The organism is Chitinophaga sp. G7 BAM 1005 (genome assembly GCF_057126945.1).
Map to the genome: position 1 here is coordinate 2917996 of NZ_CP181478.1, position 25158 is coordinate 2943153.

Consider the following 25158-nt stretch of genomic DNA (forward strand, 5'->3'; position numbering starts at 1 on the left):
TATTGCCAGGAAAAACCAGATCAATGCAAAACTCTCAACATTTTACTATGTTACAACGACTACTTCTCTTTCTACTGCTCATTGGACCCGTGGCAGTATTTGCACAAACACGTACGGTGACCGGTCGTGTTTATTCCGCGAAAGATAATTCGCCCTTACCAGGCGCCTCGGTGGTAATTAAGGGAACCACCAATGGCGTGGTGAGTGATCCTGAAGGTAACTTCAGGCTCCAGGTAACTGATCCTGCCGCCACCACGCTCGTAATCCGCTTCATCGGCATGGATCAACAGGAAGTGCCTATCAGCGCATCTCCCATCAATGTTTCACTCCGTTCTTCAGGGAAAGATATTGATGAAATTGTAGTAGTAGCCTATGGTACTGCTAAAAAGAGTTCCTATACCGGTTCTGTTTCGCAGATCAAAAGCGATGAACTGGTAAACAGGCAGGTATCCAGCGTTACCAAAGCATTACAGGGTCTCGCAGCGGGTGTGCAAAGCACGTCTGCCAGTGGTCAGCCGGGTTCTGATGCTACCATCCGCATCCGCGGCATTGGTTCTATCAACGCATCCGCCGATCCGTTATACGTGGTAGACGGAGTGCCTTACGGAGGTAGCCTCAATGCGCTCAATCCTTACGATATTGAATCCATCAGCGTTCTGAAAGACGCTGCTTCCAGCGCGTTGTATGGCTCCCGTGGCGCCAATGGCGTGATCATCATCACTACCAAAAAAGGAAAGAAGCAGGGAAGTAATATAGACGTTCGCGTTAGTCAGGGTTTTTCAAAAAGAGCAGTGGATAATTACGACCGGGTAAGCACCGATCAGTATTTTGAAATGTACTGGGAAGCTATCCGTAATGGCGGTCTTACCAGCGGCTTATCACCCGCCACCGCCGCCGCCCAGGCCAGCAGCAACCTCGTAAGAAGGGTAGGGATTAACCCCTATGGCACCGCTTTCCCGCAGCCGGTTGGCCCCGACGGGAAACTGGTAGCAGGCGCTAAAGCCCTGTGGGACGATAACTGGGACGATGCTATGCAAAGAACCGGGAAACGTACCGAAGCAGATGTGGCACTCAGCGGCGCCACCGAAAAATCAAGATACTATGTTTCCGGAGGATACCTGAACGACCAGGGTATTTATCTCGCTTCCGGTTTCAAACGCTATAACCTCCGCAGCAACATTGATATTGATGCCAAGAAATGGTTAAAGGTAGGACTGAACCTGAATGGTACGCACTCCGAACAGGATGCGCCTCCTTCAGAAGACAGCCGCTCTGATAACTATGTGAACTATGGCCGCCTGATGTCAAATTTCTATCCTATTTATGAGCGCGACCGGTCCACCGGCGCCTATATCCTGGATGCCAACGGTAATAAGATCTTTGACTACGGCAGCTACCGCCCAAGCGCTGCTAACACCAACACCAACCTGGTGGCTACCTCCGCGATAGATAAACACCGCCTCACCCGCGATGATTTATCGGCCCGTTTATATGGCGAAGCCACTATCTGGCGCGGACTTAAATTCAAATCAAGTTATAACGCCGATTATACCGCCAAACAACAATACGACTACACCAACCCCAACCTGGGCTTTGATGCAGAAGTAGGCGGAACAATAGAGCGGTTGAATACCCGCGTGTTCAGCTGGACATTCAACAACATCTTCACCTACGAAGAAACATTTAATGAAAAGCACCACCTGAACCTGCTGGCAGGCCAGGAAGCCTATAAGTATACCACCACTTTTTTAGATGGTCAGAAATCCGGCTTCTCCCTGCCGGGACTGGAAGAACTGTCGGATGCCTCTCTCATCAAGGATTTGCAGGGATATACCGATACTTACACGCTCTCCAGTTTCCTGGGCAGGGCTGAATATGACTACGCAGGAAAATACTTTTTATCTGCTTCCCTTCGCCGCGACGGATCTTCCCGTTTCGCACCCAATCACCGCTGGGGTACCTTCTGGTCTGTTGGCGGTTCCTGGAAATTGACAGAAGAAGATTTTCTAAAAAACAATTCCTGGCTTAACCTGCTCACACTCCGCGCCAGCTACGGCGGACAGGGGAACGATAACCTCGGGGACGATGCCTTCTATAACTACTACCCGTTGCTGAACGTAAACAGTAACCTCGGAGAAGGGGGTACCTACCGCCGCCAGGTGTACAACCCCAACCTGCAATGGGAAACCAATCTGAACTTAAATATTGGTGTTGACTTCAGTATGTTTGGAAATCGTTTAGGCGGCACCGTAGAATACTTCCAGCGCAAATCACAGGATCTGCTGTATTCCCGGCCTATGGCGCCTTCAATAGGTTATTCTGCTGTGGATGAGAACATCGGCGCACTGAAAAATACCGGTGTGGAAGCTTCCATACACGCAGTGCCCGTGAAAACAAAAGAGTTCAGCTGGACGATTGATCTCAACGCCACACACTATAAGAATAAGATCACCGAGTTACCGCAGCAAGAAATTATCAGCGGTACCAAAAAACTCATGGTAGGTAAATCTATCTATGATTTTTACCTGAGAAAATGGGCAGGCGTAAACCAGGAAACAGGTTTGCCTATGTGGTACATCGATAATGCAGATGGCACCCAAGGTACTACCGGCAACTATTCCGCTGCTACGCAGTATTATAACGGCTCCTCCCTGCCGGATGTATACGGCGGCTTTACCAATACATTCACCTACAAGGGATTTTCATTGTCGTTCCTGATGGTGTACAGTCTTGGCGGTAAAGTACTGGACCAGGATTACCTGTTCCTGCTGGGTACAGGTACCTCCGCAGGCCGCCCTTTCAGCACGGAAATGCTGAACCGCTGGACGCCGGACAACAAGATAACGGACGTGCCTAAACTGACTACCGTACAAACCAACTGGACATCCGTATCCGACCGGTTCCTGTATGATGCCAGCTATGCCCGCCTGAAAACCCTGAACATCAGCTACAACCTTCCCAAATCATTAATGGATAAAGCACATCTTAATAATGTACTGGTATATGTGCAGGGAGAAAACCTGTTCACGATCTATAACCACCAGGGGCTGGATCCGGAGCAGTCGGTAGGAGGTACTACTTACTTTCGTTACCCGGCCATTAAATCCATTTCTGCAGGTATTAATCTGAGCTTCTAAAAATTACGACCATGAAAAAGAATATATTCTTAATAATAATCGCTGCTTTGGTATTGGGCGCCTGCAACAAGGATTTCCTGGATACCAAACCAACCAATGCCGTACCGGACGACCAGGTGTTTAATACTGCCGACAACGTGGAAACCGTGATCAACGGTACCTGGGCATATATGTTTGAAGAGTTTTTCACGTATGCAGTGCCGGGTTATAAATCTATCCATCTCACCAGCGACGCGATGGGCAGCGATATCGCGGTAACGCAATCGTATGGACTACGTGATTCGTATGGATACACTGAAATGACAGACAATACCAAGAACCGCGTAAACGCTTTCTGGACCATTCTGTACAAGGTGATCGACAACTGTAATAATGTGATCGCAAAAGTAGATAATGCCACCGGCGATGCCGATAAGAAACAACGTCTCAAAGGCCAGGCATACGCGCTGCGGGCCAATTGTTATCTCACGCTGGCATCCTTTTACCAGTTTAACAGAACCGGTACAGAGAAAGCCATTCCCATCTACACAGAGCCATCCGGCCCCACCACTGCAGGAAAGGCAAAATCAACGGTGGCAGAAGTGTACAAACAGGTAATCGACGACCTGCAGAAAGCATTGCCGCTGCTGCAGAATTATCAACGCAGCGCCACCCAGAAATGGAAAATTGATCTCAACGTAGCCAATGGCTTACTGGCCCGTGCATACCTTTACAACCGTCAGTGGCCAAGCGCTATCACCGCAGCAGTCGCTGCCCGCAATGGCTACCCCCTGATGTCAGGCGATGATTACAACAAAGGCTTCAGCGATATCAACAATGGTGAATGGATCTGGGGACATGCACAAACGCCCAACCAGAGCAACGCCAGCTACAACTTCCATTTCCTCGATGTTTCCAGCCCTGCCTCTTACTACCAGAGCTTTATGGCAGATCCTTACTTTAAGAACTTCTTCGACAGCGCAGATGTACGGTTCCGCTTATTCGACTGGGATACCTTACCTGACCAGGAAGGCTATCTGCGCTACAAGAAATTCCGTTTCCGTGATGCCGGTGCGCTGGTGGGCGACCTGGTGCTGATGCGCTCCGCAGAAATGTACCTGATAGAAGCAGAAGCTTATGCACAAAGCGGCAACACTACCAAAGGCGCGGAAGCCCTCAACGTATTGCGTGCGGCACGGAATGCCACCCTTTATAAAGGCGGTGGCAGCCTGGTAGATACCATCCTGGTTGAAAGAAGAAAAGAGTTGTGGGGAGAAGGATTTTCATTGTCTGATATTATTCGTACAGGCGGCGCCGTAGTACGGAAGCCTTTCCTCTCTTATAACGGGCAGGATAGTATCATCAGTGTGCCGAGAGGCGATGGTACCTTTGTGAAAGTACCGGCACAGGGGCATCTGACGCTGAAACAACCGGATGGTACCCCGTTTGTACCGTACAGCAAATACTATCTCTTTGCTATCCCGATTACAGAATTGCAGAATAATCCGAACATTAATAACTGATGATGACAAAAGCCTCCGGAATTTCCCGGAGGCTTTTTTATAACTAATTGCCTAATATATCCACGGAATGATCCGGCTGGTATGCTTCATATAATCGGTGTATTCTTCTCCAAACTTCGCACACAGTACTTTTTCTTCTATCTTCATCCGGTAAACAAATGCCACAAAAACCGGGATGAACACAATGGCTAATCCCAGCCAGTTATTCTGTGATAACCCGAATCCCAGGAAAGATAACAGGGAACCGGCATAGGAGGGATGCCGCAATATGCTGTACAGTCCATCCTTTTTGATGTGATGGTCTTTCCGGATAGTTACATTCACGGTAAATAATCGTCCCAGCTGCGCAATGGCCACAAAGCGAAGCACCATCCCCAGCAGTATAACGCTAAGGCCTATACGGTTCATACCAGGCCCCGGAAGAATCGGGTAAGATGTTTTGGCAGATACCAATACAGAAATATTGATGAACACAATAATTACGATCCAGATAAAAGCGAGGCTGCCCTGGTCCTGTTTTTTCTTGTCGTCTGCGTCCTTGCCGCGGAGGATGCGGTGCAGCAGTATTTCAGACAGGAACCAGGCAAAATAAATAATGGTGGATAGCACGTTCATATACCAACAAATAAGACGGAATTATATTTGTAATATATATTATATTTTCTGATTTTCAAAAAGTCGTAATTTGTGAGTGCTATTAAAACTTTGTGTTATGGAGAATCTGCAGGCAATACTCGCTTCGCCCACACCTGTACTTATTGATTGTTTTGCTACCTGGTGCGGTCCCTGCCAGATGGTGCCGCCTATCCTGAAAGAAGTAAAGGATAAAATGGGAGAACAAATCAGGATTATCAAGATTGATATAGATAGAAACCCGCAGCTGGCCGCTCAATGGCAGATCGCCAGCGTACCTACGTTATTGCTTTTCCGGGAAGGAAAACTGATTTGGCGGCAGAGTGGGGTGGTGCCTGCGCATCAGCTGATACCGCTGTTAAAGCAAAAAATATAGTCCCTGTTACATTCGGGTTACTTCTCAGGCGCCCCGGACCTGCGTATGTCATGGGTCATCTATGCACTATCTATACTGTTCCCATGCACTCCTCATGGACTCCTCATGGACTCCTCATGGACTCCTCATGCACTATCTATGCACTATCTATGCACAATGTCCCCGTCGGAGTCCGCTAAATCCTATTATAAAAACTTTGCAGATCTCTCGCCAGCTGGTCGTAAATGGGCCGGGTAAATTCCATAAATAAGTCAGTAGGTGGTGGTGGCGGCATATCCCGTCCTCCCATCAGTTGCTTGTCCTCGTCACTGAGCGCCCTTTCGTCTCCTTTAAAGGTACCAAACTGGTTGAGCCAGGTGTAGCTGCCGGGAATACGGTCGGTTCGCAATAACTGTCCGTTGCCGGTATTGGTGATGCGGTAGTCCAGCAATCCTTTTGATACCACTGTTTTTTTAGTGATAAAGAGCGTAGCTTTCACCGTTTTGTAGATGTTAATGTCTTTACCGGTAGAGTCTTTCGTGGTACTAACCACAATTTCTTTTGAAACATCGCGCTGGATACGGTCTATATATGTTTGACCCACTACGAAGTCAAAAAAGCGGAGTTCAATATATTCATCGGGCCGGAGGTTTTCATTGCGTACTACCCGTTCATCGTAAAATTGTACAAACTGGTTGATATTGCGCTGTTGCAGGTTGCGCACCAGGTAATCGCGGAACTGATCGGCGCTGAACTGGTAATAGGGGGAGCGCACTTCAATTTCACTGACTACCACATTGATCACTCCCATCTGGTATGCCTCATCCCGCCGTTGTTTGGTATCCCGGTAATTGGGAATCAGCTTCAGTGCCGCGCCAAATTCGTCGTATGCCTGGCGCGCACTGGCTTTATCGCCTTTGTCCAGTAAAGCCATGCCCCGGTCGTACCGCATTTCTGCGGCGTTTTCCTGGGCGCCGGTGATGGCATCGCGGTAATCCTTCGGCTGTACCAGTTTAAGGGCAGCAGGGGAGCTGTGAATGGCGTTGTAGAGGGTTTGCAGGGCCCGGTACTCATTCCGTATATTTTCCCACTTAAGTTGGTTATTGCCCCGGAGGTATTCGTTAACGCGGTCTTCCCGCACCAGTTGCGCCTGTTTATAGGCGTCCGGCAGCATCCGCGTGGCGGTGGCATCCTGCGGTTTACGTTGCAGCTTTTTCACAAAAGCGGTAACTGCGTCGTCGTATCGGCCTTTGTTGTATAATTTTTCACCTGATTTACAGGAAAGAATACAGGTGTAGAGAAGGATGGCTGTAATGCTCAGTAACTGCCTGAATGCTAGCTTTTTCAATGGGGAACTGTTTTATAAGGATATGCTTCGCCTGCCGGCGCTGTATTTATTTGAATTGCCTTCTAAGCTCCCTGTCTGCCTCCCTTGCTTTGATAGAGTCGCGTTTATCGTGGAGCTTTTTACCTTTACCAATGCCAATCTCCATTTTTGCGAGGCTTTTATCGGTAATGAACATACGAAGTGGTACAATGGTATAGCCGCGTTCTTTCATTTTATTTTCCATCTTTCTCAGTTCCCGCTTGGTAAGCAGCAGCTTACGTTCACGCAGCGGATCATGATTGGAGGATGTACCGTGCGAGTATTCTGCAATGTGCAGGCTTTTTACGTACAATTCTCCTTTGGAAAAATAGCAGAAAGAATCATTAAAGCTCACTTTACCTGCACGGATCGACTTGATCTCTGTACCAAGCAACACCATCCCTGCAATAAATTTATCTTCTATTGCGTACTCAAAATATGCCGATCTGTTCTTTAATTCTGCCATTTGCGCTTTAATATGAGCTGTTAGTTTTTAGCCTTCAATTGTTAGCAGGGGCCGGAGAGATCCATACCATTGCTAACAATTGAAGGCTAAAAACTGTCTTCTTAATTTTTAAAGATGGTCAGCAAACTTGCCAACCTCGTTTTAAGTTCTTTTCTATCCATGATGAAATCCAGGAAACCATGTTCCAGCAGGAACTCGGCGCTCTGGAAACCAGCAGGTAAATCTTTTTTAATGGTTTCTTTAATGATCCTGGGGCCTGCAAAGCCAATGAGTGCGCCCGGTTCAGCAATGTTAAGGTCGCCCAGCATTGCGTAAGAGGCGGTTACACCACCGGTAGTAGGATCGGTCATTAAAGAGATGTAGGGGAGTCTTGCATCCGCCAGCTGTGTAAGCTTGGCCGATGTTTTAGCCATCTGCATCAGGGAGAAGGCGCTTTCCATCATACGGGCGCCGCCTGATTTGGAGATGATCATCAGCGGCATCTTGTGGATGATGCAGTAGTCGATAGAACGCGCTATCTTTTCACCTACTACGGAACCCATAGAGCCTCCGATAAAGTTAAAATCCATACAAGCCACTACCAGGTCATTACCCAGCACCTTGCCGGCTCCAACGGTCATCGCATCTTTCAGTCCGGATTTCTTCTGCGCATCCTTCAGCCTGTCGGCGTAGGGCTTCAGATCTTTAAATCCCAGGAAGTCGGTCGGGTATATATTTGGGAACAGTTCCTCGAACTGATTGTTATCAAATATGATCTCAAAATACTCTGCAGAGTTAATACGGTTGTGATAATTACACTTATCGCAAACATAATAATGCTCCTTCAGATCCTTTACGGTGGTGGTTTTTTTACAGTTAGGACACTTGTGCCACAAACCATCCGGTGCTTCTTTCTTTTCACTGGTGGTGGTAGAGATGCCTTGTTTAATTCGCTTAAACCAGCTTGACATATTTTACTATTAGATTAGAAAATAGTGGTGCAAGATACGAATTATCGCATAAAGCCAAAAACATATAGGGAAAAGTATAAAGTTTAAATCAAAAAGCAAAAAGCCATTGTAGCGGAGATAATAACATATACATATAATATATGATCGCTTTTATCCCGGTTACAACAGCTTTTTGCCTTATAGGTTCAGCTTAATGCTTGATTATGCGTTCCTGTTAATACAGTTCAGATCCCTGAACGCTTCTTCCAGGCGCTTAACAAAGGTTTCTTCGCCTTTACGCAGCCATACGCGCGGATCGTAGTATTTCTTGTTTGGTTTGTCAGCGCCTTCGGGGTTACCCAGCTGACTCTGCAGGTAATCTTTCTTAGCTTCGTAGAAATCATGAATACCTTCCCAGAATGCCCACTGCATATCTGTATCGATGTTCATTTTGATAACGCCATAACCCAGCGCTTCTGTGATCTGGTGTTTTGGAGAACCGCTACCACCGTGGAATACATAGTAAACTGGTTTGGCGGCAGTTTTGTATTTCTCCTGGATGAATTCCTGGCTGTTATGCAGGATTACCGGGCGTAGTTCTACGTTACCCGGGGAATATACGCCGTGAACATTACCAAAAGCAGCAGCTACCGTGAAACGGGGGCCTACCTTTGATAAAATTTCATACGCATAAGCTACTTCCTCAGGCTGGGTATACAGCTTGGAGTTGTCTACACCGGAGTTGTCCACACCGTCTTCTTCACCACCGGTTACGCCCAGTTCGATTTCGATGGACATGCCCAGCTTATTCATTCTCTCAAAATATTTATGAGAAATTTCAATGTTCTCTGCAATAGGTTCTTCGGAAAGATCCAGCATGTGAGAGCTGTACAGCGGTTGACCGGTTTGTTTGAAGAACTGTTCGCCTGCGTCCAGCAAACCATCGATCCACGGTAACCATTTTTTAGCCGCATGGTCGGTATGCAGCACTACCGGAACACCGTAGTATTTTGCTACTTCGTGTACGTGTTTAGCGCCGGAAACACCACCTGCAATGTTCGCCTGCAGTTTGTCGTTCGGCATGCCTTTACCGGCAAAAAATTGTGCGCCACCGTTAGAAAACTGAATAATAACCGGTGAATTCACTTTAGCAGCTGTTTCCAGTACCGCATTCACGGAGTTAGTTCCCACAACATTTACGGCAGGCATAGCAAATCCGTTGTCTTTGGCATCGTTATACAGCGCATCCAGCTCTTCGCCGAATAATACGCCAGCTCTGTATTTTCCCATACTCTGATATGTGTTTTATTTTTTAGGAAAGCAAATATAAGGAGTTAAATAGAAGATTTATAGCGAAAAGTAAGCGCTTACGTATTAATTCTACCAACAGAAAAATGTATTTTAACCGGTCTTAATCCGGTTCTGTATGAAATTGTTCCTGTTTTTCCTTGCAGGCGTATTCCTGAAAATGTCTGCTGCTGCTGCGTTTGCGGCCAATGTTGCGGATTCCCTGCTGGTACACGGGTATAAGGTGATCCCCCTCCATTCGCCGAATGGGTACTCGACTTCCTGCAAAAACACTAACTAACGGTGAGTACATTGCCATCTACCTTGATGGTGTAAGCCGTTAACGCAGCGGTAGCCGGACCCGTATTCACCGCCCCGGTAGTGGTATACCGGCTGCCATGACCACAGGGCGCATTGCATTCTATTAATTTAGACGTGTTGTTAAAAGTAGCAACGGTGCATCCCTGGTGGGTGCAGGTGCTGGAAAGGGCCGTGAAAGCCGTTGCAGTATTGCCTGAACCGGTACGGATAATGATCACCCCGTTGGAGATCCTGAAATCGCCCACATTGGTGAGGTCACTGCCGAGGTTCAATGTTAGCTTTGCGTTGCCGCCGCCCGGAGGAGTTGGGTCGGGATCATTACTGCCTCCCTTGCTGCAGGCAGCCAAACCGGCTGTACATACTAATGCCAGCGTTAATCCAATGTTGGAAACAAAATCTCTTCTTTCCATAAAATGCGTTTTAGTTGATCGTTATCCTGTTTACGCAAGTGAAAAGAAGAAAGTTGCCTCGGGGATTTAATTTTCTATCACCGATTGAAAGTAGGCGGGCGCCTCTGCCAAACGGCTGCCATACCAGGAAAACATTTCCCCGTCAACCAGCTGGATGCGCGCTTCCGGCAAAATGGCCTGCAATTCCGCTATATGTTTTTCCTTAAATGGATAGGGTTCAGACGACAATAACACCCTGCGGCACCCGCTGCCGGCCAGCCGACTGGCGGTAACAGACGGATACCGGGGCAGGTCGCCGAATACATTGTGAAATCCGCATAACTGCAACATCTGGTGAATGAACGTGTCGCCACCCGCTACCATCCAGGGATCACGCCAGATAAAATAAGCGGTGGGAACCGGCTCTGTAAGCGGCTGCAGTGAGGCAAAGCCGGCTTTTATCCGGGAAACCAGGTCAGCGGCGGCTTGCACACGATCCGTTATCGCGCCGATGCCGGCCATCATTTCATAAGCATCTTCCAAAGTCCGGATATTACTCACCCATACGGGGTAATCCTTCATCAGCGGCTCTACATCAGTGGCGAGGTTTTCTTCTTTATTGGCAATGATCAGATCGGGTGCAAGCTGCCGTATGATACCGGTGTGAACATTTTTGGTGCCACCCACCCGTGTTTTCTCCCTGAACCACGTTAACGGATGTACGCAAAACTTAGTGATGCCTACCACTTCCGTTTCCAGTCCGAGGGAATATAATAACTCCGTTTGGGATGGCACCAGTGAAACAATCCGCTGCGGCGGGTGTTTAAGCGTTATCTGCCTGTTGAGCTGATCGGTAAACAACATGTGGTTCTTTTATCTGCCCAATGCCTGTATGATATCGTACTTCGTAACAATGTGGTGATTGCCGCTGTCGTCTTTCGTCAATACCGCGCCATTTTCCCGGTTGATATACACCGAAAGCTTTTCAATAGGCGTGTCCTGGCTCACCAGCGGGAACGACGGCTGTATTACCTGGCTTATCAGTGCATCTTTCAGGTTGGCGTCGTCGATCAGGCGGTTAAACAACCCGTTTTCAGAAATGGAACCAATCAGTTCTCCGCCCTGCTCTACGGGTATATGCTCGATATCATATTTTTTCATCCGTGCAATGGCTTCACTCACTTTCTCATCCGCGCTGATCGTTACCAGCGGCTGGTTCCGGCGGCCATTCACTACATCTTTTACTGTTTTTACATCCAGGAAACCACGTTCCATCATCCACTGGTCGTTATATATTTTACCTACATAGCGGCTGCCATGATCATGAAAGATAACCACCACCACATCTGTTGGCTTTAGTCCTTCTTTCAGCTGCAACAGCCCGGCTATGGCCGATCCGGCGGAATAGCCAACAAAGATGCCTTCTTCTTTGGTGATGCGGCGTGCCATCACGGCAGCATCCTTATCAGTTACTTTTTCAAATTTGTCGATCACCTTCATGTCATAATTCTCCGGCACAAAATCTTCCCCGATACCTTCTGTTATATAAGGATATACCTCGCTCATATCCAGTTCTCCGGTTTCAAAATACTTCTTCAGTAAGGAACCATAACTGTCGATAGCCCATACTTTAATATCCGGATTTTTTTCTTTCAGGTATTTCCCGGTGCCTGTAACGGTGCCACCAGTGCCGGTAGCCACCACCAGGTGCGTAATTTTCCCGTCGGTTTGTTCCCATATCTCGGGACCGGTTTGCTCGTAGTGCGCATCGCGGTTAGCCAGGTTATCATATTGATTCACATAAAATGAATTGGGTACTTCTGTGGCCAGTCTTTTAGACACAGAATAATAGGAGCGGGGATCTTCGGGTTCTACATTCGTGGGACAAACAATTACTTCGGCGCCTACTGCTTTCAGGATATCCACCTTTTCTTTGGATTGTTTATCGGTAGTGGTGAAAATACATTTGTATCCCCTGATAATGGCTGCCAGCGCCAGGCCCATACCTGTATTGCCGGAAGTACCTTCAATGAGGGTGCCGCCGGGTTTCAGCAATCCTTTCTCTTCCGCTACATCCACCATTTTCACGGCCATGCGGTCTTTAATAGAGTTGCCGGGGTTAAAAAACTCCACCTTCGCCAGTACGGTGCAGGGAAGGGAGGCGGTTACGCGGTGCAACTTTACCATCGGGGTATTGCCTATCGTTTCGAGTATATTATCACAGTATTTCATAAAAAAGGAGATTGTATGATTACGAAAATACGGAATTGAACCGATGCGGATGTTGTCTTTCCCGGGATTACGCTGATTATACTGATTTAGAGATTGGATCACTGGGATTTTAAAGGATTTTGGGAGATATAAGCGGGTATTTTCGCTTGTATCTCCCAAAATCTTTTAAAATCCTTTATAAAATCCAAAAAGTAAAATCAAGCAAATCCGTATAATCAGCGTAATCCCGGGAAAGACAACATTCGCGTATATTTGCGGCAATGATTGAACGGATTTTTATAACAGGAACAGGTACCGGTGTGGGCAAAACCATTACTGCGGCCTGTGTTACGGAAGCATTGACCGCCGACTACTGGAAACCCATTCAAACGGGTTTAATGGAAGGCACAGATACAGATACGGTATCCTCTTTGTTGTCGAACAGGGTGTCAGTTTGTCACCCGGAAGCCTGGCGGCTGCAGGCGCCCGCCTCTCCGCATCTGGCAGCGCGGCTGGAGCACTGCACCATCGATATGGCGGGTATCCTGCAGTTGGCAGACCAGTACCAGCCGGTCGGCCGGCCATTGGTAATGGAAGGCGCGGGAGGAGTGATGGTACCCATCAATGAGGAATTGTTTACGCTGGACCTGGTGGTGGCCCTGAAAGCCAGGGTGCTCATTGTGGCGCAGAACTACCTGGGCAGCATCAACCACGCGATGCTCACTGCAAGGATGCTGCAACATACAGGCGTGCCCGTTATCGGATGGGTGTTTGGCGGCGATTATCACAGCAATGAAGACGATGTGGTAAAATGGAGCGGGTATCCGAAAGTTGGCCGCATCCCGCTGACAGATACGGTAGATAAGGCATTCGTTCAACAACAGGCACAGTTGTTGTCGGCCTCGCTGCATAGTTTACTGGCATGACTACGAAAAAGGATATACGAAAACATTTCCTGGAGCTGCGGCTGAACCTGGACGAACGCACTGCCCTCGCATTGAATGAGCGGTTACTGGCGAATGCCTGTCAACTCGATTACAGCAACGTCAGGAAAGCGCATATTTTTCTCCCTATCTCTGAAAAAAAAGAAGTAGATACCTGGCCCCTGGTAAAATGGGGGAGAACCCAATGGCCGGAAATGGAATGGGTGCTTTCCCGCTCTGACATGAAAACCGGCGAGATGAATCATTATCTCTGGAAAACCACTACCATCCTGGTGAAAAATAAGTTTGGCATCCCGGAACCGGATCAGGGGGAAGGAGTGCCACCGGAAAATATAGACCTTGTATTTGTACCTTTGCTGGCCTTCGACCGGCACGGACAACGGGTAGGATACGGTAAAGGCATGTACGACCGTTTTCTTAAACAATGCCGGCCGGATGTGCGTACCATTGGCCTGTCGCTGTTTGAACCCGTTCTGCAGATAGAAGACGCAGATTCCCGGGATGTACCACTGCATACAGTGGTGACCCCGGATCACATTTATCAATTTAAATAAACAACAGTGCTTAAATACCTGAATATTCTTTTATATCCTTTTTCCCTGCTGTATGGCCTGGTGATGTGGTTGCGAAACAGATTTTATGATAAAGGGCTGCTCACCGCCGTGGAATTTGACCTCCCTGTGATTGCCGCGGGTAACCTGTCGGTAGGAGGCACGGGAAAAACCCCGCACGTGGAATACATGATCCGCCTGCTGAAGGATCATCTGAAAGTTGCCACCCTCAGCCGGGGGTATAACCGCCGCACCAGCGGCTATATCCTGGCCGATGAAAGAAGCACTGCCGCCGATATCGGGGATGAACCCATGCAGTTTCACGATAAATTCCCGGATATTAAGGTATGTGTGGGGGAAGAAAGGATGCTGGCCATCCCGCAGCTGCTGGGAGATGAACCCGATACCCAGGTGGTGCTGCTCGATGATGCTTTCCAGCACCGTTCCATAAAACCCGGTCTTAATATCATGATCACCGATTACAGCCGGTTGTTTACCCGGGATCATGTAGTACCCTTTGGTCGTTTAAGGGAAGGAAGACAGGGATATCACCGGGCCGACTGCATTATTGTATCCAAGTGTCCGCCGGCCATGAGCAAGGAAGAGAAGCAGGCCCTGGAAAAAGAAATTAAACCATTGCCTCATCAGCGGCTCTTTTTCACTACCTTGCAATACGGCGCCTTGTCCGATATGATCACCCATCACCCGGTGGCCCTCCCCAAATCAGCAACCGTATTGCTGGCGTGTGGTATAGCAAGGCCCGAACCATTGCTCGAAGAATTGAAACGACGTTACGAACAGGTATACCTCTTGTCTTTTCCCGATCATTATTATTATACGGAGAAGGATATACTAAAAATAAAAAAAGAATGCAGCGACCTGCCCGGCACAGAAAAGATGATTATTACCACAGAAAAGGATGCGGTAAGATTACATCTGCTCAAAGGAATGCTGGCAGAACAAAATCTGCAGATGGCTGTTATTCCGGTGGAGATTGCATTCCTCTTCGGAGAAGCAGAATTATTTAATAACTTTATTTTTGACTACATAGGCCGGCACCTGCCAGCGCCCGGTCAACAATAACTTACGACTAACATGAGTAGAAAAAAGAAAAATAAAAAAGGCGGTAATCATAACCCTAACAACCCCCAACAAAGCCATAGCCAGAAGAAAACCTTTAAAGGCATATTGGAAGTAACAAGGTCCGGAATGGCCTTTGTGATCGTGGATGGCCTGACAAAAGACATCATGGTGAAGCAGAAAAACCTGCATACCGCCCTCGATAAAGATGAAGTACTGGTGGATGTATTGAAAGCAGCCCATAACGACGGCCGCATGGAAGGCATCATAACGGACATCCTTAAACGAAATAAAACCGAATTTACCGGTACCCTGCAGGTCAGCAAAAGCTTTGCTTTCCTCATCCCTGAAAAGGGATTGTTTATGCCGGATATTTATATCCCCGCCAACTCCCTCGGAGAAGCGAAAAGCGGCGACAAAGCCGTGGTGAAAATAGTAGCCTGGGGCGAAAAATCCCGCAAACCGGTAGGCGAAATCGTGGAAATTCTTGATGCCAGCGATACCAACGACCTCGCCATGAAGGAAATCCTCATTGAAGCAGGATTCCCCCTCAGCTTCCCTAAAGAGGTAATAGCTGAACTGGATACCATCCAGGAAAATATTTCGGAAGAAGAAGCAGGTAAACGGAAAGATATCCGCAAAATCCTCACCATGACCATCGACCCGGTGGATGCTAAAGATTTTGATGATGCCATCTCCATCCGGTTACTGAAAAACGGTTTGTATGAACTGGGAGTGCATATTGCGGATGTAAGTCATTATGTACTGGCCGGCACCGAGCTCGATAAAGAAGCCGATAAACGGGCTACCTCCGTGTACCTGCCGGACCGTGTATTACCGATGTTGCCGGAAAAGATCTCCAATGAGCTTTGTTCCCTTCGTCCGCACGAAGATAAACTGACCTTCTCTGCCATGTTCCAGATGAACGAAAAAGGAGAGGTGAAGCAACACTGGATCGGTCGCACCGTAATCCATTCTGATCACCGGTTTACCTACGAAGAAGTACAGGAAATCATAGAAGGCAAATCTGACGGTCCGTATAAAAATGAAGTGATGTTGTTAAACCGCATCGCCCAAACCCTGCGTGGCCAGCGTTTTGCGCATGGCGCCATTAACTTCTCCTCGCAGGAAGTACGCTTTAAACTCGATGAAACCGGCAAGCCTATTGGCATTGTCATCAAAGAGAGCAAAGAAGCGCACCAGCTGATTGAAGAGTTTATGCTGATGGCCAATAAAACCATCGCGGCATACGTGGGCAAGCTGCGGATCAATAAACAGCCCATCCCGTTCCCTTACCGTGTGCATGATACGCCCGATCCGGAAAAACTGAAAGTGTTCGCACTGTTCGCGGGAAAATTCGGTTATAAATTCGATCTCAGCACACCGGAAAGTATTGCCAGCTCCTTCAATAAAATGCTGGCACAAGTGAAAGGGAAACCGGAACAACCGGTGCTGGAAACGCTGGGCATCCGTACAATGGCCAAGGCCATTTACACCGTGAATAATGTGGGGCACTATGGTCTCGGTTTCGAGGACTATTGCCACTTCACTTCCCCTATACGCCGTTTCCCCGATGTACTGGTACACCGCGTATTGGCCGAATGCCTCGCCAACAGCGTGCGTCCCGACAAGCAAATGGAGCAGAAATGCAAACACAGCTCTGAAATGGAACGTAAAGCAATGGAAGCAGAACGCGCCGGTAACAAATACAAACAGGTGGAATACATGCAGCAGTTCATTGGTCATACCTTCGATGGCGTGATCAGTGGGGTAGCGCATTTTGGCTTCTGGGTGGAAACAATGGATACCAAGTGCGAAGGACTGATCAGCATTCACAATCTGAATAAAAGAGAAGAGTTCCAGTATAATGAAGGGGAATATTCCCTCGTGGGCCAAAGCACCGGCCGCAAGTTTCGTATAGGCGAAAAAGTGAGTATCCGCGTGGTGGCTGCCAGCCTGGCCAAACGCCAGCTGGACTACGACCTGGAAGATGAACTGACCGGCACCGGCACACCTGCCGCTGCTCCATTCCAGCATAAACGCCGTGACGACCGCAAAGGTGGTGATCATCGTCGTGACGATCGCCGTGACGACCGGAAGAAGAAAAAAGACAAGCAACGCTATAAGCCCTGGGAACAGGAGGCTAAAGCACCTCACAGGGCGCCGGAAATATCTCTCAGTGAGTCCGATCCACTACCGGTTGTTGACCAGGTGATTGTGGAAACGCATGTGGTACCGGTAATACCAGACGCACCTGAAACACCTGCAATACCGACACCAGCGCCTGTACATAAAAAGAAACCGAAGAAGGAAGTGACTGAAAAAGTAGCGGAAGAAAAACCGGTACCGGTAGTGCCTGCACCAACACCCGCTCCAGCTCCTGCGCCGGTGGCTGAAAAGGTGGTTGTTAAGAAAACAACTGCTAAACAGAAACCAGCAGTCAAAGTACCTGCGAAGAAGACAGCAGCTAAATCAGCACCGGTCGCTAAGAAAGCCGTGCCCGCGAAGAAAGCTGCTGCCAAACCAGTTGCTAAGAAAGCGGTACCTGCGAAGAAAGCTGCTGCCAAACCGGTAGCTAAGAAAGCGGTACCTGCGAAGAAAGCTGCTGCCAAACCAGTAGCTAAGAAAGCGGTACCTGCGAAGAAAGCTGCTGCAAAACCGGTAGCTAAGAAAGCGGTACCTGCGAAGAAAGCTGCTGCAAAACCAGTTGCTAAGAAAGCGGTACCTGCGAAGAAAGCTGCTGCAAAACCAGTTGCTAAGAAAGCGGTACCAGCAAAAAAAGCCGCCGCAAAAAAAGCCGTACCGGCGAAGAAAGCAGCTGATAAAAGCAAGTCAAAGAAAAAAAGTAAATAATAAAACACGAGCCAACAGCAATGCATTCATTCAAAGATTTAACAGCGCAGTTTAGTCAGCATTTTGAAAAACAACAGTTTCACGAACAGCCCCGCGGATTATATGATGCAGCGTCCCATATCCTGGGAATAAGCGGAAAAAGGATCCGCCCTGTACTGTGCCTGATGGGGAACGAATTATTTGATGACCTGCGTACGGATGCATTTGAGGTGGGCAGTGCGATAGAACTGTTTCATAATTTTACGTTACTGCATGATGATATCATGGATAAAGCGCCGATTCGCCGCGGTAAACCCACCGTTCATACGGTATATGGCGAGCCTGCAGCTATCCTGGCGGGTGACGTGATGCTCATTTATGTATATGAACGCCTGAACAAGATAGAACCGCACTACAAACAAAAGATCATCTCCGTATTTAATAAAGCCGCTATTGAAGTATGTGAAGGGCAGCAGCTCGACATGGACTTTGAAGGCATGGATCCCGAAAATGTGCAGTACGACGATTATGTACATATGATCGGGCTTAAAACCTCCGTGTTACTCGCCGCCAGCCTGCAGCTGGGCGCTATCATAGGCGGCGCCGGCGAAGGCAACCAGCAGCATATTTATTCTTTTGGTAAAAATATCGGTATCGCCTTCCAGATCCAGGACGACTACCTGGATGCTTTTGGCGACCCCGAAAAATTTGGCAAGCAGCAGGGAGGAGACATCCTCGTTAATAAAAAGACGTTCCTGCTCCTGAAGGCGCTGGAACTGTGTACCCCGGAACAACGGGCAGAGCTGAAAATGCTCATGGAAACATCGCCGGCCGATAAAGTGGAACAGGTACTGGCATTATTCCGCAGCTGTAAAGTGGATGAATGGGCGGAGAAGGAAAAAGAACGCTTCCAGCAGCTGGCGTTCCAGAGCCTGGATAACGTGGCGGTACTGTCTAACCGCAAGGCTGCACTGATGGAAGTGGCTAACTACCTCTTAAACCGTCAGCAATAAGGTTCGTATTTAAATTCGCATTATATTCGCGCTCGTCTAAACGTAATTCCTTAGCCAATGTCGTCAAATTCGCTGTTTCGGAAAAAATCACTTACTGCCATTATTAGAGATGCCAAAGACGGTTTGTCAGATGGTCATGAAACAGGGGGGATGAATAAGGTGTTAAAGGTGAAAGACCTTACCGCTATGGGAATTGCGGCGGTTATCGGGGCCGGGATCTTTTCCACCATTGGCGAAGCCTCTTTCCACGGCGGCCCAGGTGTTTCCCTGCTCTTTGTGATTACAGCAGTTACCTGCGGATTCTCCGCACTCTGCTATGCGGAATTTGCTTCCCGCGTACCGGTATCCGGCAGCGCTTATACTTATTCCTACGTTACTTTCGGAGAACTGGCCGCCTGGGTGATCGGCTGGGCCCTGATCCTGGAATATGCCATCGGCAATATCGCCGTAGCCATTTCCTGGAGCGGATATTTCAATAACCTCTTAGGTGGTATCGGTCTTAGTTTACCCGACTGGCTGGCCAGTAACTACGACAGTGCTACCCCGGAAACCATTGCCGCGGCGCCACATATTGCAGGCATCCCCTTCATCGTGAACCTCCCGGCGTTTCTGATCGTACTGCTGGTAACTTACCTGGCCTACGTAGGCATCCAGGAAAGTAAGAAAAGCGCCAACTTTATGGTAGCCCTGAAGATCCTGGTGATCCTGTTTGTGATTGTAGTAGGCTTCTTTTACGTAAATAAGGCCAATTGGCACCCTTTTATGCCCAATGGGTTCTCTGGTGTGCTGAAGGGGGTATCGGCCGTATTTTTTGCTTATATCGGCTTTGATGCGGTAAGCACCACTGCTGAAGAATGCGCCAATCCGCAGCGGGATCTGCCCAAAGGCATGATCTATTCCCTGATCATCTGTACCGTACTTTATATCCTGATCTCATTTGTACTCACCGGTATGGTGCCGTATTATAATTTGAAGGTAAACGATCCCCTGGCTTATGTTTTCACACAGGTAAACCTGCCCTGGATCAGTTATCTTATTTCTGTGAGCGCCGTGGTGGCTACCACCAGCGTACTGCTGGTATTCCAGATCGGCCAGCCGCGCATCTGGATGAGCATGAGCCGCGATGGCCTGTTGCCTAAACGCTTCAGCAAAATACATCCCCGGTTTAAAACGCCTTCTTTCGCTACCATTATCACCGGTGTCCTGGTGGGCATTCCAGCGCTTTTCCTGAACCTGACCATTGTTACGGATCTGACCAGTATCGGCACCCTGTTTGCCTTTATCCTGGTTTGCGGTGGTGTACTCATTTTGCCCAGGGAAGAAAAATCAGTGGTAAAACGGTTTCAGCTGCCTTATATCAACGGGCAATTCATTGTTCCCGGCATTGTGCTGGTACTCGTTTTCCTGTTTAGTAAGGAAATCATGACAAAACTTTCCTTCGCCGGCGGCTGGGAGGTATGGAAACATAATATTCCTTTCTACATATTTGTGCTGGTCACTATTGCACTTTCTTATTTCTCACTCACCCGCAAGCTCTCGCTGATACCGGTTCTGGGGATGCTCAGCTGTTTTTACCTGATGACGGAAATAGCGCTTAAAAACTGGATCGTTTTCTCGGTATGGCTCGCGGTGGGATTAACCATCTATTTCCTCTACAGCTATACCAACAGCAAGCTGGCCACAAAAGCGTAAATCTTCGTAACTTCAGGGTAGCTCTTTGATCTTAAAATTTATATTTTATGAACATGCTACAACGGGTTGAACACTGGGGTGATACACATCACCCGAATTGGCTGAGTGTGGTTCGCATTCTGCTGGGCGTATTTCTCATGTACGTAGGCGTCCGGTTTGTACAGGACAGGGACGCATTGATTTCCATGATTAACCAGAGCCCGGCTTTGGCCACACTGTCCATATTACTGGGACATTATGTGGTATTTGCACACACAGTAGGAGGGCTGTTCATCGCTATGGGACTGCTTACAAGGGTTTCTGCGCTGGTGAATATCCCGGTATTGCTGGGGGCTGTATTTTTTGTTCATTCTCCAACAGGGTTGTTTACAGTATACCCGGTCATGGGTATTTCCTTACTGGTGTTGTTCCTGCTGATCTTTTTCCTGATAGAAGGCAGTGGCCGCATTTCGGTAGACGACTATATGCGGCGGCATCCTGAAAAAACAAGGGCCAGGAAGTACGCTGAATAACTCTTTCTTCATATAGCCGTGCAGGTGAGTGTTACCATTTTAATGGCAATAAAGAGCTATGTCTTTGCCTGATCCTGCAAATCTTAAATCTCTTCCACGCATATCCCTTCAATATTCTATTTTTGCAGTTGAAGAATGCAATTATGAAATACCAAAAAGGCGACAACATCTTGTTGTTGAGTTCAAAAGAAGAAGGAACGGTTGTTGACATTGTGAATGATAATATGGTCATGATAGAGGTGAAAGGAACGTCTTTTCCGGTGTACCTGGATCAGATCGACTTCCCTTATTTCCATCGTTTTACCCAGCAGAAACTGGTCAAAGAAAAGCCAAAACTGATTCCTGGCGACGAAATCAAAGTAGACAGAAGCAAGTATGAAGTGTTTAAAACAGATAAGGGCATGTTCCTGTCTGTTTTGCCGGTATACCAGATGGATGGATATGATGAAACCGTGAAGCTGATGAAGTTTCACCTGTTTAATGATACGCCGCATGCCATGCGTTTCTATTTCCAGATATGGCTGAATAACCAGCTGGACCTGGAAATTAAGAACGAAATACACCCTTATAACCACTTTTATCTCGCTGATCTCATCTTTGAATCACTGAATGATAATCCGCGGTTTGAGTTTACTTTTTTCCTGAAAGAGCCACAGCCCAAGCTGGCGACTTCTGTAAAGAAAACCTGGAAGATCAAGCCCAAACAGATGTTTGTACAGCTGGAGCAGTTGCGTACCAAAGCAGAAGCTACCATTACCTACCCGCTGTTTGATAAATTTCCGGAGAAAGAACCCGAACCACCAGCGTCGCCAGAACAGGCAAAAAAGAAAGCGCCCGTTACCACTGTCGGATCGGGAAATTTTGCCAGCCTGTTAAGTAAAATACAGCTGCAACCCGAAACTTCCCTGGACCCCAAACAAGAGGTAGACCTGCACATCGAGGCACTCGAAAAAAACTGGAAAGGGCTGAGCAACATTGCCATCCTGGCTATACAGCTCAATGCCTTCCAGCGTTACCTGGAACTGGCTATCAGTCATCATCAGCATAACCTGATCGTGATTCATGGCATCGGGAAAGGAAAGCTCAAAGACGAAATTCACCAGATCCTGAAACAAACGCCGGAGGTAGCCGGCTTTGTGAATCAATATCACGCCAAATACGGCTATGGGGCTACAGAAATAACGTTTAGGTAATATTTTTATTTACCTTCGCGCTTCAACTACAAACCGTGCTATCGTTTCGCTGACTTGTTCAGTGGGAAGGAAAGTCCGGACAGCGCAGAGCAACGCACCACCTAACGGGTGGGTCCCGGTGCAAACCGGGAACAGCAAGTGCCACAGAAAATAACCGTCTGCTTCGGCAGATAAGGGTGAAAATGTGGGGTAAGAGCCCACGGTGCAGGCAGGTAACTGTTTGTGCGGGTAAACCTTGCGTGCTGAAATGCCATGTATACGGTCGATTGAGGGCTGCTCGCCCGATGACCGAGGGTAGGCAGATACAGACAACGTGCGAACGTTGTCGCAGATAAATGATAGCAGTCTGTCCCGGCTTGCCGGGGCAGAAACAGAATCCGGCTTACAGGTTTGTAGTTTTTTTTCTTCTCTTTTTTGATATCCTGAAATAAGCTGTTAACTTCCCGCATATATTTAATCTCTATTTTATGAATCAGAAAGATGAACGAACCTGGGGAGCCATTGTTCACCTGGGGGGAATTATTGGTATGCTGATATTACCTACTGTCGGCAATGTTCTTGGAGTACTGATCTTTTGGCTTATCAAAAAGAGTGAATCCACTTTTGTAGATAGCCAGGGCAAAGAAGCGATCAATTTTCAGATCACCATGAGCATTGCCGCCGTGATTGTAAACCTGATCAATAATATCGTTACCGGCTTCTGGTCACTCACCAGCTTCTGGCGTCATGCAAGAGGGGAGTTTTATAGCACCTGGGGCTGGACAAACCTGCTCGGTGTATTATGGCTGCTGAATGTTATCTTTAGCATCGTCGCTGCCGTGAAAGCCAGCAAGGGCGAATCTTACAAGTATCCGCTGAGCGTTCGTCTCGTTAAATAATTGCATAAAAGAAGGGCGGGGATTCTATCTCTTAAAAGATAAAATCCCCGCCCTTCTTTATACTGATTGAATTAGTTCTTTTTGATAGCCTTTATTTTTGCCCTGTGCTGTTTTTTACCTTTTACATTTTCGCCTTTGATAGTAGCCGCCAGCTTTAATGCTTCATAGGCATTGATCATTCCGCCGGTGATAGACAGATCCGAAAAATTTACCTTTTCATCAGCTGTACCTGGTTTGTTTACCTGCGCAGAATCTCCCGGTAATGGTGTTGCGCTTTTCTCCAGCACATATTTCAGCTGGGTGGCACTGAGCTCCGGGTAATAGGAGAGTACCAGTGCTGCTACGCCGGCTACTACAGGGCTGGCCATACTGGTACCGCTGGCGCTGCCGTATTTATTGCCACCCGGAATAGTAGAGTAAATTTGTACACCGGGAGCAAAAAGATCCACACTTTTCTTACCATAGTTAGAGAAAGGAGCCACTTTATCGTTGCCCAGGCCCGTATTGCTCGCGCCTACCGTGATCACGTTGGTGGCAACGTTGCCATCCAGGTAATTAGGGTTAGGATAGTTGGCTACAGAGTCGTTGTTGCTGCCGTCATTGCCGGCGGCATGAATCAGTAATACGCCCTTTTCTTCTGCATATTTAATCGCTGCATCCACCCAGTCTTTATGCGGGGAGAACGGTTTGCCAAAGCTCATATTGATGATCTGTGCGCCATTGTCTACTGCATAACGGATGGCCAGGGCCACATCTTTATCTCTTTCATCGCCATCCGGCACGGCTTTTACCGCCATGATGCGCACATTGTCGGCCACGCCGTCCATACCCACGCCATTGTTCCTGGCGGCCGCGATAATACCGGAAACGTGCGTGCCGTGGAACCCAAAGGTACCCATCACATCGTTGTTGCCGTATTTGTTATCGTTGATATCGTCGAGGTTGTCGCCTACAATCCTTTCCCTGTTGGCGTTTGGCGCTACTTCTGTACTTTCCGCCTTGCGCTTCAGTTCATTCATGTACTCGTCGAATTCCATTTTGAACTCGCCGAAAGTGGCTGGTTCATCACCGGCGCTTTTCAGCAAACGGCTCATGAAATTACGCGCCAGCAATACATCCTGGTTAGTTGTTTGAATACTGTCCAGCTGGGCTACATTGAAATCATCCTTACCCAGGTAGGTTTTCAAAATAGATTCACATTTGTTCACGTTTTCCTGGAGCTTCGACATGCTTTTGTATTGCATCTTAAACTGGGAATTAGGCTTCTCAATTTTCGACCGCAACTGCTGCCAGATGGCATATTCTTTTGAATCTTTTGCCAGTGCGGAATCCGGGTTGCCATAAAGGCTTTTGTAGCGGTAGTATTCACGGGCTGCTTCTTCAGAATCTTCTTTCAGGCTGCTGCCGTCTTTACCGCCCAGGAAGTTCCAGCCATGAATGTCGTCCACATATCCGTTACGGTCGTCATCCTTACCGTTACCGGGAATTTCGCGGGTATTGGTCCACAGGATACTTTTGAGATCTTCATGTGTGGTGTCGATACCAGAGTCGATCACCGCCACAATCACGGGCGTACTTTTCTTCCCTTTTAACAACTCCTTGTAAGCTTTTTCCGTTGACGTACCCAATACACTGTCGGTATCGTAACTCAACAACTGCCAGTTTTTAGGTATCTGGGGTTTACTCTGCGCTTCCGTATTTGTTGTAAATGCAGTCATCAATGCAACACACCCTGCCAGGACTGCAACCTCTCGGCTTAACAATTTCATGTTCAATAATTTTCCCTATAAAAAACAACTAAAAATATCATGATGATAACATTAAAGGTATAGAAAAAGCGGTATAACATTAAATATTAATGATAAAC

Annotated in this window: 22 protein-coding genes and 1 other RNA gene; 14 read left to right on the forward strand and 9 right to left on the reverse strand. The window is 47.8% G+C overall.

Annotation, left to right across the window (positions count from 1 at the left end):
* Positions 1-47 precede the first annotated feature (47 nt).
* Both ACMXI2_RS11510 and ACMXI2_RS11515 read left to right on the forward strand, forming a co-directional pair.
* A complete protein-coding gene (locus ACMXI2_RS11510; protein ID WP_483781732.1) occupies positions 48-3137 on the forward strand; it encodes a SusC/RagA family TonB-linked outer membrane protein in 3090 nt (1029 codons plus the stop codon).
* Positions 3138-3148: 11 nt separating this feature from the next.
* On the forward strand, positions 3149-4639 hold the full coding sequence (locus tag ACMXI2_RS11515) for a RagB/SusD family nutrient uptake outer membrane protein (RefSeq protein WP_483781733.1): 1491 nt from the start codon (positions 3149-3151) through the stop codon (positions 4637-4639).
* Positions 4640-4690: 51 nt separating this feature from the next.
* Here the strand turns inward: ACMXI2_RS11515 and ACMXI2_RS11520 are convergent, their stop codons facing one another.
* On the reverse strand, positions 4691-5254 hold the full coding sequence (locus ACMXI2_RS11520) for a methyltransferase family protein (RefSeq protein ID WP_483781734.1): 564 nt from the start codon (positions 5252-5254) through the stop codon (positions 4691-4693).
* Positions 5255-5351: 97 nt separating this feature from the next.
* Between ACMXI2_RS11520 and trxA the strand changes: the two genes are divergently transcribed.
* Positions 5352-5648, forward strand: coding sequence for a thioredoxin (gene trxA, locus ACMXI2_RS11525; protein WP_483781735.1), 297 nt, complete (start codon positions 5352-5354; stop codon positions 5646-5648).
* A 175-nt stretch (positions 5649-5823) separates the two neighbouring features.
* Here trxA and ACMXI2_RS11530 read toward each other — a convergent pair whose 3' ends face one another.
* The 4 genes from ACMXI2_RS11530 to fbaA form a co-directional block, all read right to left on the reverse strand.
* Positions 5824-6975: a tetratricopeptide repeat protein gene (locus ACMXI2_RS11530; protein ID WP_483781736.1), complete on the reverse strand. Its 1152-nt coding sequence runs from the start codon at positions 6973-6975 to the stop codon at positions 5824-5826.
* 46 nt (positions 6976-7021) lie between these two features.
* On the reverse strand, positions 7022-7459 hold the full coding sequence (smpB, locus tag ACMXI2_RS11535) for an SsrA-binding protein SmpB (protein WP_079467455.1): 438 nt from the start codon (positions 7457-7459) through the stop codon (positions 7022-7024).
* Between the two features lie 101 nt (positions 7460-7560).
* Positions 7561-8409 carry an acetyl-CoA carboxylase, carboxyltransferase subunit beta gene (accD, locus tag ACMXI2_RS11540; RefSeq protein ID WP_483781737.1) on the reverse strand — a complete coding sequence of 283 codons (849 nt, stop codon included), beginning with the start codon at positions 8407-8409 and terminating at the stop codon, positions 7561-7563.
* A gap of 201 nt (positions 8410-8610) precedes the next feature.
* Positions 8611-9678: a class II fructose-bisphosphate aldolase gene (gene fbaA / locus ACMXI2_RS11545; RefSeq protein ID WP_483781738.1), complete on the reverse strand. Its 1068-nt coding sequence runs from the start codon at positions 9676-9678 to the stop codon at positions 8611-8613.
* 136 nt (positions 9679-9814) lie between these two features.
* On the opposite strand from fbaA, the gene ACMXI2_RS11550 reads away from it, so the two are divergent.
* Positions 9815-9976 carry a hypothetical protein gene (locus ACMXI2_RS11550; protein ID WP_483781739.1) on the forward strand — a complete coding sequence of 54 codons (162 nt, stop codon included), beginning with the start codon at positions 9815-9817 and terminating at the stop codon, positions 9974-9976.
* Here ACMXI2_RS11550 and ACMXI2_RS11555 read toward each other — a convergent pair.
* The 3 genes from ACMXI2_RS11555 to ACMXI2_RS11565 form a co-directional block, all read right to left on the reverse strand.
* Complete coding sequence (locus tag ACMXI2_RS11555; protein ID WP_483781740.1) at positions 9969-10406, reverse strand: QcrA and Rieske domain-containing protein; 438 nt, start codon at positions 10404-10406, stop codon at positions 9969-9971. The genes ACMXI2_RS11550 and ACMXI2_RS11555 overlap by 8 nt on opposite strands.
* Before the next feature lie 66 nt (positions 10407-10472).
* The gene (locus ACMXI2_RS11560; protein WP_483781741.1) at positions 10473-11249 is read right to left on the reverse strand and encodes a helical backbone metal receptor; all 777 of its coding nucleotides are present in this window, start codon (positions 11247-11249) and stop codon (positions 10473-10475) included.
* Positions 11250-11258: 9 nt separating this feature from the next.
* Positions 11259-12617, reverse strand: coding sequence for a pyridoxal-phosphate dependent enzyme (locus ACMXI2_RS11565; protein WP_483781742.1), 1359 nt, complete (start codon positions 12615-12617; stop codon positions 11259-11261).
* A gap of 260 nt (positions 12618-12877) precedes the next feature.
* On the opposite strand from ACMXI2_RS11565, the gene bioD reads away from it, so the two are divergent.
* The 10 genes from bioD (at position 12878) to ACMXI2_RS11615 (ending at position 23291) form a co-directional block, all read left to right on the forward strand.
* Positions 12878-13522 carry a dethiobiotin synthase gene (gene bioD, locus ACMXI2_RS11570; RefSeq protein WP_483781743.1) on the forward strand — a complete coding sequence of 215 codons (645 nt, stop codon included), beginning with the start codon at positions 12878-12880 and terminating at the stop codon, positions 13520-13522.
* Positions 13519-14094, forward strand: a complete 576-nt coding sequence (locus ACMXI2_RS11575) for a 5-formyltetrahydrofolate cyclo-ligase (RefSeq protein WP_483781744.1) — start codon at positions 13519-13521, stop codon at positions 14092-14094. Before bioD ends, ACMXI2_RS11575 begins: the two co-directional genes overlap by 4 nt.
* A gap of 6 nt (positions 14095-14100) precedes the next feature.
* Positions 14101-15174: a tetraacyldisaccharide 4'-kinase gene (gene lpxK, locus ACMXI2_RS11580; RefSeq protein ID WP_483781745.1), complete on the forward strand. Its 1074-nt coding sequence runs from the start codon at positions 14101-14103 to the stop codon at positions 15172-15174.
* Positions 15175-15186: 12 nt separating this feature from the next.
* Positions 15187-18024: a ribonuclease R gene (rnr, locus tag ACMXI2_RS11585; RefSeq protein WP_483781746.1), complete on the forward strand. Its 2838-nt coding sequence runs from the start codon at positions 15187-15189 to the stop codon at positions 18022-18024.
* A gap of 20 nt (positions 18025-18044) precedes the next feature.
* Positions 18045-19016 carry a polyprenyl synthetase family protein gene (locus ACMXI2_RS11590; protein ID WP_483781747.1) on the forward strand — a complete coding sequence of 324 codons (972 nt, stop codon included), beginning with the start codon at positions 18045-18047 and terminating at the stop codon, positions 19014-19016.
* 57 nt (positions 19017-19073) lie between these two features.
* Positions 19074-20708: an amino acid permease gene (locus ACMXI2_RS11595; RefSeq protein WP_483781748.1), complete on the forward strand. Its 1635-nt coding sequence runs from the start codon at positions 19074-19076 to the stop codon at positions 20706-20708.
* 47 nt (positions 20709-20755) lie between these two features.
* Positions 20756-21220 carry a DoxX family protein gene (locus ACMXI2_RS11600; RefSeq protein ID WP_483781749.1) on the forward strand — a complete coding sequence of 155 codons (465 nt, stop codon included), beginning with the start codon at positions 20756-20758 and terminating at the stop codon, positions 21218-21220.
* 143 nt (positions 21221-21363) lie between these two features.
* Entirely contained in the window at positions 21364-22413 is a 1050-nt protein-coding gene (locus tag ACMXI2_RS11605) for a Smr/MutS family protein (protein WP_483781750.1), read from the forward strand.
* 25 nt (positions 22414-22438) lie between these two features.
* An RNA gene (rnpB, locus tag ACMXI2_RS11610) (RNase P RNA component class A) lies at positions 22439-22814 on the forward strand.
* 66 nt (positions 22815-22880) lie between these two features.
* On the forward strand, positions 22881-23291 hold the full coding sequence (locus ACMXI2_RS11615; protein ID WP_483781751.1) for a DUF4870 domain-containing protein: 411 nt from the start codon (positions 22881-22883) through the stop codon (positions 23289-23291).
* A gap of 71 nt (positions 23292-23362) precedes the next feature.
* Here the strand turns inward: ACMXI2_RS11615 and ACMXI2_RS11620 are convergent, their stop codons facing one another.
* Positions 23363-25060: a S8 family peptidase gene (locus ACMXI2_RS11620; protein ID WP_483781752.1), complete on the reverse strand. Its 1698-nt coding sequence runs from the start codon at positions 25058-25060 to the stop codon at positions 23363-23365.
* Between the last annotated feature and the right edge of the window lie 98 nt (positions 25061-25158).

What these genes read in the sequence shown, in the direction of transcription:
- accD (WP_483781737.1), bottom strand. Translation starts at nt 8,409, where the DNA reads ATGTCAAGCTGGTTTAAGCGAATTAAACAAGGCATCTCTACCACCACC.
- ACMXI2_RS11555 (WP_483781740.1), bottom strand. Translation starts at nt 10,406, where the DNA reads ATGGAAAGAAGAGATTTTGTTTCCAACATTGGATTAACGCTGGCATTA.
- trxA (WP_483781735.1), top strand. Translation starts at nt 5,352, where the DNA reads ATGGAGAATCTGCAGGCAATACTCGCTTCGCCCACACCTGTACTTATT.
- ACMXI2_RS11615 (WP_483781751.1), top strand. Translation starts at nt 22,881, where the DNA reads ATGAATCAGAAAGATGAACGAACCTGGGGAGCCATTGTTCACCTGGGG.
- ACMXI2_RS11510 (WP_483781732.1), top strand. Translation starts at nt 48, where the DNA reads ATGTTACAACGACTACTTCTCTTTCTACTGCTCATTGGACCCGTGGCA.
- ACMXI2_RS11565 (WP_483781742.1), bottom strand. Translation starts at nt 12,617, where the DNA reads ATGAAATACTGTGATAATATACTCGAAACGATAGGCAATACCCCGATG.
- ACMXI2_RS11605 (WP_483781750.1), top strand. Translation starts at nt 21,364, where the DNA reads ATGAAATACCAAAAAGGCGACAACATCTTGTTGTTGAGTTCAAAAGAA.
- ACMXI2_RS11515 (WP_483781733.1), top strand. Translation starts at nt 3,149, where the DNA reads ATGAAAAAGAATATATTCTTAATAATAATCGCTGCTTTGGTATTGGGC.
- ACMXI2_RS11600 (WP_483781749.1), top strand. Translation starts at nt 20,756, where the DNA reads ATGAACATGCTACAACGGGTTGAACACTGGGGTGATACACATCACCCG.
- ACMXI2_RS11575 (WP_483781744.1), top strand. Translation starts at nt 13,519, where the DNA reads ATGACTACGAAAAAGGATATACGAAAACATTTCCTGGAGCTGCGGCTG.
- ACMXI2_RS11560 (WP_483781741.1), bottom strand. Translation starts at nt 11,249, where the DNA reads ATGTTGTTTACCGATCAGCTCAACAGGCAGATAACGCTTAAACACCCG.
- ACMXI2_RS11620 (WP_483781752.1), bottom strand. Translation starts at nt 25,060, where the DNA reads ATGAAATTGTTAAGCCGAGAGGTTGCAGTCCTGGCAGGGTGTGTTGCA.
- smpB (WP_079467455.1), bottom strand. Translation starts at nt 7,459, where the DNA reads ATGGCAGAATTAAAGAACAGATCGGCATATTTTGAGTACGCAATAGAA.
- ACMXI2_RS11595 (WP_483781748.1), top strand. Translation starts at nt 19,074, where the DNA reads ATGTCGTCAAATTCGCTGTTTCGGAAAAAATCACTTACTGCCATTATT.
- ACMXI2_RS11520 (WP_483781734.1), bottom strand. Translation starts at nt 5,254, where the DNA reads ATGAACGTGCTATCCACCATTATTTATTTTGCCTGGTTCCTGTCTGAA.
- ACMXI2_RS11590 (WP_483781747.1), top strand. Translation starts at nt 18,045, where the DNA reads ATGCATTCATTCAAAGATTTAACAGCGCAGTTTAGTCAGCATTTTGAA.
- bioD (WP_483781743.1), top strand. Translation starts at nt 12,878, where the DNA reads ATGATTGAACGGATTTTTATAACAGGAACAGGTACCGGTGTGGGCAAA.
- fbaA (WP_483781738.1), bottom strand. Translation starts at nt 9,678, where the DNA reads ATGGGAAAATACAGAGCTGGCGTATTATTCGGCGAAGAGCTGGATGCG.
- ACMXI2_RS11550 (WP_483781739.1), top strand. Translation starts at nt 9,815, where the DNA reads ATGAAATTGTTCCTGTTTTTCCTTGCAGGCGTATTCCTGAAAATGTCT.
- rnr (WP_483781746.1), top strand. Translation starts at nt 15,187, where the DNA reads ATGAGTAGAAAAAAGAAAAATAAAAAAGGCGGTAATCATAACCCTAAC.